Annotated in this window: 12 protein-coding genes; 11 read left to right on the top strand and 1 reads right to left on the bottom strand. The window is 31.7% G+C overall.

The genetic code is table 11. The features are described from left to right. The first annotated feature begins 222 nt into the window (after positions 1-222). The 10 genes from RR409_RS04940 to RR409_RS04895 all read left to right on the top strand — a co-directional run bounded on the left by RR409_RS04940 (position 223) and on the right by RR409_RS04895 (position 12,446). Positions 223-891 carry a response regulator transcription factor gene (locus RR409_RS04940; protein WP_332556616.1) on the top strand — a complete coding sequence of 223 codons (669 nt, stop codon included), beginning with the start codon at positions 223-225 and terminating at the stop codon, positions 889-891. Next, a complete protein-coding gene (locus tag RR409_RS04935; protein WP_332556615.1) occupies positions 888-1,907 on the top strand; it encodes a sensor histidine kinase in 1,020 nt (339 codons plus the stop codon). Before RR409_RS04940 ends, RR409_RS04935 begins: the two co-directional genes overlap by 4 nt. A 342-nt stretch (positions 1,908-2,249) precedes the next feature. Further along, the gene (locus RR409_RS04930) at positions 2,250-3,017 is read left to right on the top strand and encodes an ABC transporter ATP-binding protein (RefSeq protein WP_332556666.1); all 768 of its coding nucleotides are present in this window, start codon (positions 2,250-2,252) and stop codon (positions 3,015-3,017) included. Further along, positions 3,007-5,052 carry an ABC transporter permease gene (locus RR409_RS04925; RefSeq protein ID WP_332556614.1) on the top strand — a complete coding sequence of 682 codons (2,046 nt, stop codon included), beginning with the start codon at positions 3,007-3,009 and terminating at the stop codon, positions 5,050-5,052. Before RR409_RS04930 ends, RR409_RS04925 begins: the two co-directional genes overlap by 11 nt. Before the next feature lie 247 nt (positions 5,053-5,299). Next, a complete protein-coding gene (locus RR409_RS04920) occupies positions 5,300-6,445 on the top strand; it encodes an NERD domain-containing protein (protein ID WP_332556613.1) in 1,146 nt (381 codons plus the stop codon). A gap of 253 nt (positions 6,446-6,698) precedes the next feature. Continuing rightward, positions 6,699-8,411 (top strand): AAA family ATPase, encoded by a 1,713-nt coding sequence (locus RR409_RS04915; RefSeq protein ID WP_332556612.1) that lies wholly within the window; start codon positions 6,699-6,701, stop codon positions 8,409-8,411. 3 nt (positions 8,412-8,414) lie between these two features. Beyond that, complete coding sequence (locus RR409_RS04910) at positions 8,415-9,977, top strand: ATP-dependent helicase (protein WP_332556611.1); 1,563 nt, start codon at positions 8,415-8,417, stop codon at positions 9,975-9,977. A 175-nt stretch (positions 9,978-10,152) separates the two neighbouring features. Further along, positions 10,153-11,124, top strand: a complete 972-nt coding sequence (locus RR409_RS04905; protein ID WP_332556610.1) for a DUF3658 domain-containing protein — start codon at positions 10,153-10,155, stop codon at positions 11,122-11,124. Positions 11,125-11,260: 136 nt separating this feature from the next. After that, positions 11,261-11,782, top strand: a complete 522-nt coding sequence (locus tag RR409_RS04900; RefSeq protein WP_332556609.1) for a hypothetical protein — start codon at positions 11,261-11,263, stop codon at positions 11,780-11,782. Between the two features lie 262 nt (positions 11,783-12,044). After that, on the top strand, positions 12,045-12,446 hold the full coding sequence (locus RR409_RS04895; protein WP_332556608.1) for a (deoxy)nucleoside triphosphate pyrophosphohydrolase: 402 nt from the start codon (positions 12,045-12,047) through the stop codon (positions 12,444-12,446). Positions 12,447-12,799: 353 nt separating this feature from the next. Here the strand turns inward: RR409_RS04895 and RR409_RS04890 are convergent, their stop codons facing one another. Next, on the bottom strand, positions 12,800-13,345 hold the full coding sequence (locus tag RR409_RS04890) for a GNAT family protein (RefSeq protein ID WP_332556607.1): 546 nt from the start codon (positions 13,343-13,345) through the stop codon (positions 12,800-12,802). A 566-nt stretch (positions 13,346-13,911) separates the two neighbouring features. Here RR409_RS04890 and RR409_RS04885 point away from each other — a divergent pair. Further along, on the top strand, positions 13,912-15,924 hold the full coding sequence (locus RR409_RS04885; RefSeq protein ID WP_332556606.1) for a methyl-accepting chemotaxis protein: 2,013 nt from the start codon (positions 13,912-13,914) through the stop codon (positions 15,922-15,924). Positions 15,925-16,331: the final 407 nt, after the last annotated feature.

Here is a 16,331-nt window from a genome sequence, read left to right as displayed (position 1 = left end):
CATATTATGGTATAATGTGAGAATAAAATAAACTTTACTCACTCTAGATTATCAACTTTTAATATCCAAAAGTTGAGAATAGGGTGATAAATGTGGAGCATCAAAATCCTTTTATAAAATCCTTAATAAAAAGGTGAAGAAGGTAGAAGAGTAAAATAGAAGAGGAGGATATTAGTGAGAGATTAGCCTTGGCTATCCGTTGTCTCGCTAAGGCAAAGATATATGTTTAGTATTATGATTGTAGAAGATAATGAACAGCTTCAAAGTGAGATAGGAAATCTATTAACTCATAATGGATATCATGTTGTGAAGCCTATGGAATTTGGTAAAATACCTAAGGTTGTGAAGGAATTCAATCCTCACTTAATTCTTTTAGATATTAATTTGCCCTATGATGATGGGTTTAAAATATGCACAGAAATACGCAGTTTTTCAACAGTGCCAATTATATTTATCACAAGCAGAGATACAAATATTGATGAGCTAATGAGTATAACCTTAGGTGGGGATGACTTTATTACGAAGCCATATAACGGTCAAATTCTCCTGGCAAGAATAAATTCACTGTTAAAGAGGGCATACCCCAATGAAAAATCAGGAGATTTTATAGAACATAACGGCGTTAGGTTAAACATACTGTCCAGTAAAGTTGAATATGGGGATAAAGAAATGGAGCTTACGAAAAATGAACTTAAAATACTTCATTACCTATTGATTAATAAGGGAAGGATAGTATCAAGAGTGGACATTATGGAGTATTTGTGGGATAGTGCACTATTTGTAAATGATAATACTCTTACAGTAAATATAACAAGACTTAGGAATAAGTTTGAGGATATTGGAGTCAGCGAATTTATAAAAACTAAAAGGGGACAAGGGTATATAATATGAATTTAGGAGATTATTTGAAAGAAAAAATAAAGGCTATTTTACTTAATTTTATAGCATTAATCACCTTAAGTACCTTTCTTTTTAGTGTGGGAAATACCTTTGATACTATAATTACAATTGCAATAGCTTGGACTTTAATCTATACGGTTTTTTTAATATATGAATATAGGAAAAGAAAGATATATTACGAGGATATTTTAAAAACTGCAGAAAGTTTGGACAAGAAATTTCTCCTGGGAGAAATACTTGATAAACCTCCATTTATTGATGCAGTTCCTTACTACAAGTTAATTAAGATAGCTGGAAGGGCTATGCTGGAAGAAGTAAATAAGAGTAAGTTTCAGCGTAAGGAATATAAAGAATATATCGAGCAGTGGATCCATGAAGTAAAAACGCCCATAGCTGCTATTAAACTCGTAGAAGAAAATAATAGAACAAGTACTTCAAGAGCAGTACTTAAAGAACTTGAAAATATTGATAGATATGTTGAGCAGGCTTTATTCTATGCAAGAAGCGAGGAAACCCAGAAGGACTATCTTATTAAGGAAATTTCCCTAGAGCAGTGTGTGAATAATGTGCTTATCAGAGACAAGCACATGTTTATTCACAATAATATAGACATAGATTTAACTGAACTTAATAAAAGTGTATACAGCGACAGTAAGTGGCTGGAGTTTATAATTAATCAAATAGTAGTTAATGCAGTAAAGTATAGAAGAAGTGAACTTCCTATGGTTAAGATTTATACAAGAGATATTAAAAATGGTATTCAGCTTATTATTGAAGATAACGGAATAGGAATACCTGATAATGAAATTAACCGTATATTTCAAAAGGGCTTCACAGGAAGCAAAGGAAGGCAAAATCATAAATCTACAGGAATAGGACTGTATCTTTGCAAAAAACTTTGTGATAAGTTAGGTTTATTAATAGAGGCAGACTCTAAGGAAGATTTATATACAAAAGTAATAATTACTTTTCCTAAAGGTAACTTTTGTAAGGGTGGAGCCATATAGGCTCTTTTTTTATAGTGAAGGCTCTTTAATTTTACCTGTAGTAGAATTGGGGTAAAATCCCACCCACTGCCTCTCATATATTGAGAAATCACTTGAACATTTAAATTATTTATTACAAGAAGTGGTTTCTCCAAAAAAGCTACACATATAAAGTTCTAATCTTTGCAAGCTCAATATGTAACAAATAACTAAGGTACCTTAATCTAATCAATTTTTAATATTTAAAGATAACTAAGTCTTGAGCTTGTTTATCTATAAAGTGACAAAGTTGTAACTTTAAAGTAAGGTTTAATGAAATCAACTAGGGAAGAAATTATGTACAATATAATTGAGGTGATAATATTGGATATGATATTAGATATTAAAAATATAGAAAAGTACTATGGAAACAAAGGCAATGTGGTGAAGGCTATTGACGATATGAGCTTTCAGGTATTCAGTGGAGAATTTGTAGGGGTTATGGGACCCTCTGGATCAGGTAAGACAACTTTATTAAATACTATATCTACCATTGATGAGGTAAGTTCAGGAAATATCTATATAGACGGCAAGGATTTAACGAAAATTAATGGAAAAGATATTGCAAAGTTTAGAAGAGAAAATCTTGGTTTCATCTTTCAAGATTTTAACCTACTAGATACTTTGACAATTCATGAGAACATTGCTTTAGCACTGACAATTAATAGGTATAAAAAGGAAAATATTGATACCAAGGTAAAGGAAGTAGCTGTAGAGCTGGGCATAGAGGATATCCTTCATAAATATCCCTACGAGGTTTCAGGAGGGCAAAAGCAAAGATGTGCCTGTGCAAGAGCCTTAATCACAAATCCAAAGCTTATTTTGGCAGACGAACCAACAGGTGCCTTGGATTCAAGGTCAGCGCAAATGCTTATAGAAATGATTTCCCAGTTAAATAAGGAGTTAGGAGCAACTATTTTAATGGTAACCCATGATTCCTTCACTGCAAGCTATTGTGACAGAATTTTATTTATTAAAGACGGTAGGATATTTACAGAGCTTATAAAAGGACAAAACTCACGAAAGCAATTTTTTAATCAGATTCTGGATGTGGTAGCATTGCTTGGGGGTGATGTGAGAGATGTACGCTAAACTAGCTTTAAGTAATGCACGAAGATCTATTAAGGATTATGCCATTTATTTCATCACATTAACTATATGTGTAAGCTTGTTTTATGCCTTTATGTCACTATCAAGTTCACATTATGAACTCATAACAGAGGACTCCTATAACTTTGAATATCTTAAAATCATGTTAAAGAACACCACCTATATCATAACAGCCTTACTTGTTGTGCTCATAGGTTATGTAAATAAATATATGATAAAAAGACGTAAAAGAGAGTTTGCAACCTATATATTACTAGGCATTCCCCAAAGAAATGTGGCCTTTATGTTTTTTATAGAAACCCTTGTGATGGGGTTAGGCTCCATAGTGTTTGGAATATTTTTTGGAACTTTATTTTCACAACTAGTTACTGCCTTAATTCTTATGACAATAAATCAAAACATTGTGTTTTCTTTTAAACTTTATATGGATACTGTTGCAATAACCTTGTTATTTTTTACTGCAATGTTTTGTGTTATTGGACTTTTGAATATAAGGGTTTTAAGTAAAACTAAACTCATTCATATGCTAAATGATGAAAAGAAAACTGAATTTCAATTTAAAAGAGGTAAAATAATTTATATTGGTGCATTTATAGCAGCTATTTTACTTTATATACTTTGCGGCTATTCTATCCATAAAATTTTACCAGTGCTAAGCAATCCTGAGCTAAAGCAGGGTAATGAAATCACCTATGCAAAGCTGGCAATATCAGGGTTTATTTTAGGAACCTATGCACTGTTCTACTCCTTAGCATATGTGCTAATTGCAGTTAAAGAAAGATGGATAAAGTTTAAGTATGAATACACAAATTTATTTTTAATTGGAGCAGTAGTTTCAAAAGTAAAAACAGCACCTATTTTAATGGCTACAATCTCCTTAACCTTTTTAGGTGCAGCCTTGAGCTTTACTTTAACACTTTTACTGTCACAGTGGAGTCTAGGATATTTAGATAATAGAATTCCTTTTGACATCGTTGCATCAAGTAAATTAAATATCATGAGTAACCCAGAGGATATCTTAAAAATTGATTTTAGTGGTTTAGTAAAGCAATTAGATAATGAGAACTATAATTTAAAAGATTATTGTGAGGTAGAGCAATATTATATTTATGATAAAAAAAGCTACGAAACAAATCCTAAAAATATGCCCTTATTTGCTATAGGGCTAAGTGATTATAATCATTTAAGAAAAATCCTTGGATATAGTGAAATAAGTCTTTCTAGTAATGAGTTCACAACCCAGTGGGAGAAGCTTGCAGATGAGAAGTTCATTAATGATTATATAAGTGAAAATTCAACTTTGAAAATAAAGCACAGGGAGCTTAACATTAGTTTAACCCCATACTACAAAGATTCTATTGGAGAGTATATTTATAAAACCTTCCAAGGTGGACTTGTGATTTTACCTGATGATTTGTGTAAAGACTTACACTTAGCAGCTAAGGACTTTTATGGAAGTACCAGTAAAAAGCTGAGTCATGAGGAGGTAATAAGCCTTGAACAAGAACTTATACCAAACTGGTTCACAAAAACTTACAGCAATATGCTAAGTGAAAACAGAAAGAGTAATCCTTTAATAATTAGATTAAAGGTAGCAGAAACTAGTGAAATTTTAAATGTTACCTTAGGCATGAGAATCCTTGGAATATATGGAGGGGCAGTTTTACTCATGATAAGCTTAACAGTACTTGCGCTGCAGCAGCTGTCAGACTCCATTGAGCATAAAGGAAGATTTATCACTTTAAGGAAACTAGGGATAGATAATAAAGACATTGGCAAGCTAATCCTAAAACAAATATCCTTGTATTTTACCATGCCAATAATTATAGCAATTTTTGGTTTCTATATATTCTTTAATGCATTTAAATCTGCATACAGCACAATAATTGATATATACATTGGAGATAAGGCATTTATGTTCAATATAGGCATATCCTTATTACTAATTGTAGTTATTTATATATGTTATTTTACAGCTACCTATTATTCCTTTAAGAGGAATGTTGAGATTAGGTAGAGGGCAGGTTTGCTACAGATGCAAAAGGCTATGTTATATTGATTATGGAGAACCATATCATAGGAAATCATAATACATCTAAAGAAGAACCCTTAATTGGGTTCTTTTTATATTTTAAAATTAAAAATATGAAAAGAAGTTTAAAAATGTAAACATATTGACATTATTCAACAAATCTTGCATTTTCAAAGTGGTATAATGTGAATAATATTGTAGAAAATGGTATTTGAATGTGGGGGAGAGTTAAATGTCATTCTTGGAATTTTTGTTTGGTGAAGTGAAAACTATAAATAAACCAATGTTTGTAAAGGATTTCAGTAAAGAGAACAATCAACTTAGTGATTTAGAAGAATTATATGTGAAAATAGCTAATAATGAAAAGAAAGAACTTATTGAAAGAGATATTATGTTCCTTAAACAAGGGATAGCAGGGGAAAATAATGTGTATTATGAGCTAAAGAACTCTTTCATGCCAATGCTATGCCTTCATGATATTAGAATTGAACATGAGGATTATGTGGCACAGTTAGACTTTGTTGTTATAACAAATAAGTTTATGGCAATATTAGAGACTAAAAAGCTCAATGGAGACATCACAATAAACAGAGATGGTGACTTTATAAGAACCATAAGAGCTAAAGGCGGTAGAGCATATAAAGAGGGAATATATAGCCCAGTTTCCCAAAACAAAAGGCACGTTAACATTATGAAGGACTTACTTTCCAAGAAGCTCAATGTAAATAATCTACCAATTATATCCTTAGTGGTTATAGCAAATACAAAGTCAATTATTGATAAAGACAAATGCCCTAATGATATAAAGTATAGCATTTATAAGTATGATCAAATAGGTAAGCAATTAGAAAAACATAAGAATAATAAGAAGAATGAATATAATCTATCAGAAAAGTACATGAACCAAATTGCAGACTTACTTGTGGAGATGAATGCTCCAATTTCCTTTAATAATATTGCTAAGTATGGCATCACTGAAGAGGATTTTATTAAAGATGTAAAAGAAAGTGCTTCAGAAGAAATAAAAAACATTGCTGTAGATATAGAAAATCCTTCTAATATGTACAAGCTACCTTCAGATGAAAAGGTAGAGGTTATTAAAGAAGTAGCAGTTGAAGAAATATCAGAAGAGCCTGTAGAAAGCAAAAATGAAGTTAAGAAAACCAAGGAAGAATTAATAGAAAGCTTAAAGAAGTACAGATTAGAAACTTGTAAGAAAGAAAACGTAGCTGCATACTTTATATTTAACAATGCTGAGATGGAAGATTTAATTGAGAAATATCCTAGAACTAAAGAGGAATTGCTTAAAGTTAGAGGCTTTGGGGCTATTAAGGTGGAGAAGTATGGGAAGGAGATATTGGAGATATTGAATGAGTAATATTTTATGGCATTTATGAAATTAATTACATCCTATTGGATTAAAGTGTAGTCGTGAGTTTAGAGACAATAGGTAAAATTTTTACTGTTGAATATTTTTAAAGAATTAATAGTGACAGAAGAATATTAATGTTTATAAGTTTTAAATTTATTTCTAAGACAATGGAGTTGAAATATACGAAGATACTTGTAAATATTAGATTTCATGTAATGTCTATAATGGGAAATTGAAATTAAAAATGAAAGGTGATTTTATGAACTTTAAGAATTTACACGTACAGAATTTTAGAAACTTCGATGACATAAATATATGCATCGGAAATTCTAATGTAATTTTTGGCGTAAATGACATAGGTAAAACTAATTTACTATATGCCATAAGATTTATGTTGGATAGAAAATATAGACTCCAGGGGTGCGTAGACTCTGACTTTTATAAAAAAGACACATCTAAACCTATTATCATAACCTTAACTTTAGACATAGGAGATGAAGAAGATAATGATAATAAAAAAATATATACTAAAATAAAGGGGGTACTAAAAACAGCAGATAGAGAACTTTGTATCCAATTGCGTTCAGAGTATAATGATGAACATTTAATTGGGGAAATAGATATGCTTTGGGGATCGTCTCTAGAAACTCTTGAAATAATGCCAAGATCTCAACAAAGTTTTGAGGTAGATAAAATTTTTAATGTTATTTATATAGATTCATCAATACAAATGGAAAATGTATTTAATCGTTATACCAAACACTTATTTAGAAATGAAAAAACTGTTACAAAAGAAGAAAAGAATAATCTTAAAGAAAGTATAAAAGGTTTAAATAAACAGATTTCAGAAATTAAAAGTATAAATGAATTTGAAGGCAATATAAGTACTGAATATAAAAAGTATCGTGATGAGAATCTAAATATTAAAATCAAATCTGAAGTTGAAATGGACAACATATATTCAAAATTAGTTCCATACATGGTTGGTAGAGATGATATTTCTTATCCCACATCTGGTGATGGAAGAAAAAAGATTGTAGAATATTCTTTGCTCAGCTTAGAATGTAGAGAATTAGAAGATTATAAAATAAATATATTTTTAATTGAAGAAATAGAAAATCACTTGCATAGATCTATGCAAATTTCGTTGTCATACCAAATATTTGAGGACAATCTATTTAAATATTTATTTATGACAACACATTCAGCTCAAATAGTAACTAGAATGGACAATGTAAATTTGATCAAATTATCTTTTAGAGGTAAACCTATTGTACAATCATGTCATTATAAAGTTCCAATAGAATATAAGCAACTTAAAAGTAAATTAAATGAAAATTTATGCGAAGCTATTTTTGTAGATAAGGTTTTATTGATTGAGGGACCATCAGAATCAATACTATTTAAAAGAATTCTTGAAACAGTGGATCATAAATATGAATGTAATGGGAAATACATATTACAAGTAGATGGAGTAAATTTCAAGGAATATTACGAAATATTAGATTGTTTAGGTATTAGTATCATTGTAAAAACTGACAATGATTTAAAATTTAATAAAACAGAAAAAAATATAAACTTATTAGGAATTAATAGATGTTTGAGGTTAGTAAAAGATGATGAAATAGAAAATAGAAGTTTTAAAGATGTTAAAACAAAAGAGGTTTATATTGATAAAAAAATGATGTTACAAAAATTTTATTTCAAAAAATTTAATGATAAAATTATGATGTTAAAAGAAAATAATATTTTTTTATCACAAATAGATTTGGAAAATGATTTATATGAAGTTGTTCCAGCTGCATTAGATAAATTTACGTCTTCACAAAATACTAGTAAAAGTGCTGTAGACTATTTGCAACAAGCAAAGCTAATAAATATGATAGAATTCTGTAAGACTTTGACCAATGAAGATTGTAATACAATTTACAGTAGTAGCTTATTTGAATGCCTAAGAAGGTTGGTGGAGTAATAAGTGAAGATTAAAATTTCAGACCAATCTGATCGAGAAGCAATCATAGAAGCTCAAGGAAATATCGTAATTAGCGCAAGTGCTGGAACTGGTAAAACTTATACAATTATTGAACGTATTTTAAGAGACATTGAAAAAAACAATACTTATAAAACATATGCAGCAATAACTTTTACGAGAAAAGCAGCTAAAGAAATAAGAGATAGAATAGGACGTTTTATAGGTGACGGTTTTGTGGGCACAAATGATAATTTTATCCTACAAGAAGTCATTCAACCATTTATAAGAGATGCCTATGGAGAGGAATATAATAAGAAACTCACACCAGATTATTCTAATGAACGAGCAACTAATAATTATTGTGAATTATTGGAGATAATAAGAGGTAGTGAAGAAGGTTATATCTGTAAATATGAAAATCCTAAGAAAAATTTTGGATTTGAATTAGCTTTGAATATTTTACAAAAATCTCACGTATCTAGAAGATATTTAAAATCTAAATATTTTAGAATATATGTCGATGAATATCAAGATTGCGACAAAGATATGCATAAGTTTTTCCTTTATGTAAGCCAGATATTACAAATACCTTTGTTTATAGTTGGTGATACAAAGCAGTCAATCTATGAATGGCGAGGAGGATATCCAGAAGGGTTTGAAAATTTAGTGAAAAATAATCCTGAATTTACTGCTTTTATATTAAAACATAATTTTAGATCAAATATGCCTATACAAAATTATTCAAATATTTTTATTGATGATGTGAGATCATATTATGTAGCATGTGACATTTCAGATGAAGTTAAGTATCTACAGCTTGAGATAGATGATAAAGATGAAATGTTGATATTTATTAAATTATGGTGCAAAGATAATAAAACCATCGCTTTTTTAGTTAAGACAAATGCTGATGGACAGGCTTATGCAGATTATTTAAAAGAAAATGGCATAGAAATGATTTATATTCCACGGTCGCCTTTAGATAATCAAAATTTGGAAAGTAATCATATATGGATCTCAAGATGTATAGCATTATATTTACTACAAAGAAATTATAGTGAGCATAGTTTTTATGATGAGATTCCAATGCCAGAAACCTATAAAATAAAAGAACTAAAAATTTTGCTTGAAAGAATTAAAAGTGCTAGGGAGAAAAATAATAAACAAGAATTCGTAAAACAATGTAGAGGTTTATATAGTTATTTGACAGATTTAATAGATGAAGAAAAGTTTCAACAAGAAGTAGAAAGTCTTTTTGAGACAATTAGTGATTCGAAGTATGTTCCAACTTATAACCAGCAACTTTATAAACATATAATAACTACAATACATTCTTCAAAGGGATTACAATACGATCAAGTAATTATATTAGCTGATGATTATTATTATCGAAGTAAATTTGATGAGCAATTGCATTATGTTGCTGTGAGCCGAGCAAAGGAAAAATTGTTGATTATAATAAATAATAATATATATATCGATAAGATATCTGATTGTGTTAATAAAACTAGGGAATTAGGGATTAATGTTGAATTAGGTGATTTAATCACTAAAGCTTTAAGCTAGGATTATTAACTTCCTATTATCCATATAATTGGACATGCTGTAACGAATCACATTAGGCTAATAATAGGAAGTTTAACAAAAGGTGAAAAACAATTAAATAAATAGTAATTTTGCAATACGGATTATTTATATAATCTTGCGGAAGGATAAATCCGAGACTAGGAGGATAATTATTATGATTGAGATCGTATTCAGTGATAGTGCTTGTGGAGGTCTTAAAATGGCACAGCACTATGGCGAGGGGAAATATCAAGATGGGGGTATTGGAGTTATCGTTAGTCACGCAGATGGAAGCAAGCCAACCAAAGAGGAAGTTGAAGCTGCTCAACGAGAGGCAAAGGAAAAGGCACGCTTGGCGTGGGAGAGCGCTATCCCTTTGGGTGGAAATACAGCAGACATCTATGGATTCAATTTGGTGCTGAGTGTTGGAGATATTTCGGAGAATCAGCCCGGTATCAAGCGGAAACAGACGTTGGAAAACTTATACAGCGTTTATCCAAATGACGAGGGACATCATGCGGCTCAGGAAATGCTTAAAAGGGTAAATGAAGATCTGAAGACGGTTCAGGAACGCGCAGCAGCGGGAGAATTCCTTCGAATCTGGTACAGCAATCAGCCAGATGAAATGTGTGGACTCTATTGGTTCATGGAGCAGTTGAATCAGTGGAAAGTGCATGGTAGACAGGTTTCTATTGTCAAGCTCCCAGAATTGGAACCTGACGAAAAGGGAAATCTCGTGCAAAAAAGCGGCTGGGGTGAAGTTGCTCCCGGAGAATGGCATCGGTATCTTGCCTTGCAAAAGCCTGTGCTACCGGTATTTGAACAAAGCTGTGCATCTCATTGGCAGGAGCTTCAAAGGGAGAACGCACCTTTGCGGGCCACGCTGAATGGGCAGTTGATCAGTGCACCGGAAACCCTCTATGATGGCTTTATCCTTCGTGAAATCGCAGCAGAAGGTGAGGAATTTCAGGAAGCAATGGTCATCGGGCGAGTGATTGGTAAATACCAGCTTGGAATTGGCGATTCCTGGATCGCGTTCCGCATAGAAGAAATGATTCGTGCAGGAAAACTTGAATCTGTGACTGCGGTTGCCAAAGATATGCCGATCTATCATCGAGTATTGAAAAAGTGTATTCACAGATTATGAGCATACTCCCCATCAAACAAATTCCAATTTAAGGTTGAGTAATATAAATAGTAATTTGTAATAGGAAACACTGGGCTTCAGGTAATAACTATTTAAACAATTTAACATAAGCTTTAGATGAGAAAGGAGCAAATTCATGGCAAACGATATTTTTAATAGAGATGTACCAACAATGAATTTATCTCGTACAATAAATTTGGCATCAAGTATCCAGGCACAAATTGAAGAAAATAATAAAATAACACAGCAGATGGCCGAAGAAGCCTATAATAATCGTCAAAGAATGCAAAAAGCGATTGAGCAGACGGCAAGCAATACTGCAGAAACCAATGTTCAGTTACAGAAGATTGTTGAAAATCAAAATGCATATATTGATGTATTGAAGGAGCAGTTATCCACACAGAAACAACAACTTGAACTTGATGAAGAGCAGTTGACTATCCTCAAAAATATCTTTGCATCTGGAGAAGATGGATTAGCTGTTGAAAAAGAAATCATGAAACTTATTCAGGCTCAAATAGATTCAAGTCATCCACTGTGGGATTATGTCAAGGATAAAGGCGGGGATATTGCGGTGGCTGGAGTTACAGCTGGGGCACCTGTTATATATGGTGCGATTAAGATGTATTTAGCATCAAAAGGAATAATGTTGCCGTAACATAGATTAAGGGGAATTTATTTATCAGGATAAACTTGACATGATTTGTTTCAACCATACAAATTCCAATTATCCATATTATGGGGATCGATAATATCGCACATATGCCCCTTTAACCTCATTAAAGCCACTAATTTGATGAGGCTTCACAGGATAGAAATAAAAACTACTTTGAACCATGAAAATAAACAGGGCACTAATTCCCTATACAAATCTTCAAAAACTTATCCCATTATGCTAAACTATTCCCGAGGTGTTACAAATGAAAAAACTTATTAAAGTTGTAGGTGCAATTATAGAAAACCAAAACTCAGAAATCTTATGTGCCCTTAGGTCCACAAAGATGACGCTACCTAACCTGTGGGAATTCCCTGGTGGTAAGGTTGAAGAAAATGAAGAAATTAATGATGCCATAACTCGGGAAATTAAAGAGGAACTTGGATGCCATATTGAGTTTAAGGAAGTATTCCATGATAATACTCATGAGTACGATAGCTTTATTATAAATCTAATTACAGTTAAATGTGCTATTGTAAAGGGAGAGCCTATTGCATCAGAGCATGATAAGGTAATTTGGCTTAAAAAAGAAAATTTGAAATCCCTACAGTGGGCTCCAGCAGATATTCCTGCGCTTAATCTATTGGTAGAGGAAAAGAAAGTATAGAAGCTTAGCGATGCTATTAACATGTAGTGCCTTGCACGAATTAAAAGCTTAACAAGCTCTATATAAAAGTACAAGAATACTTATCAAGACCTAAATTTAAAAAATGTTAATAAAACAAAGGACATAACATATTATATATCACTAATATGTTATGTCCTTTTTATTAAACTAACGCTACCCTTTAGTTTAAGTGAAACATTAGGGAATCATCCATTCAAGTCTTTAGTATAAAGGGAATTAATCACTTATGTTTAAGTGAAACATTACTGAATCTTCCATAATAAAAGAGAGTTGGCGCGCAACTCCTTAGAAAGATAACAAAACCTCGTTACATAATACTATCAGAAATGAGCTTACACATCCAACTTATTGATGATAGCCAATATTTGGTGATCTGTCCATTTTCCATTAATCCTTAGATTTTCTTTAGCTATACCTTCTTTTTCAAACCCAGCCTTTTCAAGTACACGAATAGATGCTATATTGTCAGTCATAGCTCCTGCTTCAATTCTATGTAGTTTTAGTTCTCTAAAGGCAAAGTCTACAACAAGTTGAAGAGCTTCCGTTGTATAACCCTTTCCATTATACTCCTTGTCTAAAGTAAATCCCGTATAACAGCTTTGCATATCTCCTCTAACAATTTGAGTTAATGAAATGTCTCCGATAAGTTTATCAGTTGCTTTTAAAAAGATTCCAAAGGCATATAATTGCCCTTCCTCTGCCATTTTTAAAGCCCTTTCAAGGCGTGTTTTTTGATATTCCTCTGTATAAAAGATTTCTGGGATTGATGGGCAAACTCGTTGAAAAAATTCGCGATTTCTTATATGCAAGCTAACTAACTCTCTGGCGTCAGAAGTTTTGTAAAGTCTAAGATAAATTTGTTCCCCTAATAGCTTCATAGAACCCCTCCAATATGTTTTTACTACCATTTTATTCTAATTATACGTGAATATGATGTGTATTACTATTTTAATGTAAATCATTATTGCACTAACATGTCCCGTTAGTTGAAAAAAGAGACCTTGAAGAGGAAAAAGAAAATATAGCTTAAATTACTTTTAAACGGATTAAATTATGAACATATAGCAAGGAACTTACTTCATAAAGGCATAGGTTATGAATTAGTTGCAGAGACTACAGAGTTAAGTTTAGAGAGAGTAAAAGAAATAGCCAAAGGAATGATGAGTTAAAACATAAAGCCATGTGGAAATCTACCACGGGGCTTTATTTTATGGGAGTACAATACTAACACCTTAAAATTACACCTATCATGTCTGGAATCTAAATAACTATAGGGTGTTTACTATATGACAATTTTAATATTATTTTGAATATTAGTTAAACTTGTTCTTAAAGTGTTTACTTTACCATAATGAATTGGTAAAATATCTGTAGAAACAAATGAAAATATGGGAAATATTATCAAATGTTGACGAATAAAAACAATCTAATAAGGGGGATACAAATGAAAAGTATTAAGTCCAAAATTGTTACTTTGGTTTCACTAGTTTGTTTTTTTAGCTTATTATTTTCTTCATTAATAAGTTATTATCTTTCTTTTAAAACTACCATGGAAGAATCTACTGAAAAACTTAAGGTTATGTCAGAAAAATATGCAGGATCTATTGATGGTTGGTTATCTTTGCAGGGAAATTTAGTTAAGGAAATTGGAGCATCTCTTGAGTTCAATGATACTTACACTAATGAAAATACATTAAAGTATCTACAAAGTAGGTCACAGGGCCTTGAAGGTATTTTAGATGTTTACATAGGTTTTCAAGATAAGAGTTTTCTTAGTGCAAGTGAGTGGGTACCAGAAGAAGGGTATGATTGTACTCAAAGAGACTGGTATGTTAAAGCTATGGCTTCAGATAATGTAATTTACACTGAGCCCTACGTAGATTCAGATACAAAGGAAATTATTATTACCGTTGCAAAGGCTGTTAAAAAAGGTGGAACTCCAGCGGGAGTTGTTGCAACTGATATAAATATAGAAAGCATAATTACTGAGGTTGAAAAAGCTCAGCCAATGAATAATAGTTATGGTTTTTTAATCGGAGAAAATAATGAAATAATAGTACATAAAAATCCAGAATTTAAGCCTAGTCCAGAGGGAATGAAAAGCATTACAAAGGTTTTAGATGGAAGCTTAAGTAGTATATTAGGCCAAGATGCTTCTAAAATTAGCTTTACAGAGTTAAAGGACTATGATGGTATGCAGAAATATTTTGCCGTTGCTCCAATAGCTTCAGCTAAATGGAAAATGGGACTTGCAGTTTCTAAGGCAGAAGTTTTAAAGCCTTTAAATGGTTTGATAGTTAGTTTTGGAGTTATGGTAATAGTGTTATTAGCAGTGTTTTCTACCATAGCACTTTATTTCTCTAGTAGAATATCTAAGCCTATTTCTCAAATAACAGAACTAATAAATAGGACCACTAAGCTAGACTTAAAGGAAGAAAGTGAACAAGAGTTTAAAAAAATCCTAGGGAATAAAGATGAGACAGGAGTAATCGCAGGAGCTGTAATTAACTTAAGAAAAGAATTAAGAGGAACTATACAAACACTTAAAGATAATTCAGAGAATATTTTTTCTCATTCTAAAGAAATTTCAGTTTATATAGACGAGACTGTTGAAGGTATACAAGCTATATCTTTAACTATGGATGAAATCTCTGCTGGTTCCGTGGACCAAGCAAGAAATTCAGAGGTCAGTTCACAGCAACTATCAAGTCTTGCTGAAAAGGTACAGGAATCTTCAAGCAGCTCAGATAGGGTAATTGAGCTTTCAACCCAGTCACAACTTATCAGTGAAGAGGGTTTGGAGTCATCTTCAAAGCTAATAAATAGTATTGAAGCAAATAATAAAGCCCTAGATAAAATTTCAGAAAACATAGAACTTTTATCTAGCAAATCTGATTCTGTAGGAACAATTTTAAGTGCAATTCAAAGGATATCACAACAAACTAATCTTCTTGCACTAAATGCAGCCATTGAGGCAGCAAGAGCGGGAGATGCAGGAAGAGGCTTTGCAGTGGTTGCAGATGAAATTAAAAAGCTATCAGAACAATCCTCAAGTTCAACTAAAGAGATAGAAGTAATTATAAGAGAAATTATTAGTGAAATAGCTGCTTCTAAGATTAGTATGGATGAGGAAAAAGTTATAATGGCAGAAGCTGATAAGGCTACAAGAGAAGCCATCCAAAAATTCCAGCTTATAAACAGTACTTTTAAGGATACAATTGAATACATTAGAATTTTAACTTCTAATATAAAAGCAATAGAAGAGGATAAGGAGATTGTAATAAGCAGTATTGAAGGAGTAGCGGCTGTGGCAGAAGAATCTGCAGCTGGAATTGAAGAAGTAGCTGCTACAGTATCGGAGCAATCAGGTGCTATGGAGAATATAGCGAGTTCCGTAGAGGAGCTTCAGCAGATTTCTAATAAGCTTAAGGTTATTGTAGAGAGTTTCCAAATATAAAGTATGTACTTGAGTTGTAGTAAATATTAAAGGGAGCTATGTGGAATGACAATACACTGGGTATTCCTAAAGAATACTTTAATGATTTTATAGATTGCATTGAAATGTTTGTTTATCCAAAAATATAAGTAATTCAAATTAAAGTGGCTGTGTCAAAATTTTATTTTGACACAGCCACTTTTGTTTACTTTAAAGAGCCTTATTCTTAACCTAATCTGTGTATAACGGGTTTGATAAAATTTATGTGGTAAAGGTTGTTGGGGATAAATTTAAAAATAAATAAGATGTATCCTTTAAAGCAGGCACGGAAGAAACACTAGAATAATCTGACTTTACCATTGGAGGGGAACAAATATCCTTGTTTTAAAATGTTATAGCATAATTATAGATAAATTTAAAGCATGCTC

Source organism: Clostridium sp. (assembly GCF_036642255.1).
In the GTDB taxonomy this organism is placed as follows: Bacteria; Bacillota; Clostridia; order Clostridiales; family Clostridiaceae; genus Clostridium_J.
Note: the sequence above shows the minus strand (reverse complement) of the source record. Positions and strands in the feature narration are given on the sequence as shown.

What these genes read in the sequence shown, in the direction of transcription:
- RR409_RS04940 (WP_332556616.1), top strand. Translation starts at nt 223, where the DNA reads ATGTTTAGTATTATGATTGTAGAAGATAATGAACAGCTTCAAAGTGAG.
- RR409_RS04935 (WP_332556615.1), top strand. Translation starts at nt 888, where the DNA reads ATGAATTTAGGAGATTATTTGAAAGAAAAAATAAAGGCTATTTTACTT.
- RR409_RS04925 (WP_332556614.1), top strand. Translation starts at nt 3,007, where the DNA reads ATGTACGCTAAACTAGCTTTAAGTAATGCACGAAGATCTATTAAGGAT.
- RR409_RS04920 (WP_332556613.1), top strand. Translation starts at nt 5,300, where the DNA reads ATGTCATTCTTGGAATTTTTGTTTGGTGAAGTGAAAACTATAAATAAA.
- RR409_RS04915 (WP_332556612.1), top strand. Translation starts at nt 6,699, where the DNA reads ATGAACTTTAAGAATTTACACGTACAGAATTTTAGAAACTTCGATGAC.
- RR409_RS04905 (WP_332556610.1), top strand. Translation starts at nt 10,153, where the DNA reads ATGATTGAGATCGTATTCAGTGATAGTGCTTGTGGAGGTCTTAAAATG.
- RR409_RS04900 (WP_332556609.1), top strand. Translation starts at nt 11,261, where the DNA reads ATGGCAAACGATATTTTTAATAGAGATGTACCAACAATGAATTTATCT.
- RR409_RS04895 (WP_332556608.1), top strand. Translation starts at nt 12,045, where the DNA reads ATGAAAAAACTTATTAAAGTTGTAGGTGCAATTATAGAAAACCAAAAC.
- RR409_RS04890 (WP_332556607.1), bottom strand. Translation starts at nt 13,345, where the DNA reads ATGAAGCTATTAGGGGAACAAATTTATCTTAGACTTTACAAAACTTCT.
- RR409_RS04885 (WP_332556606.1), top strand. Translation starts at nt 13,912, where the DNA reads ATGAAAAGTATTAAGTCCAAAATTGTTACTTTGGTTTCACTAGTTTGT.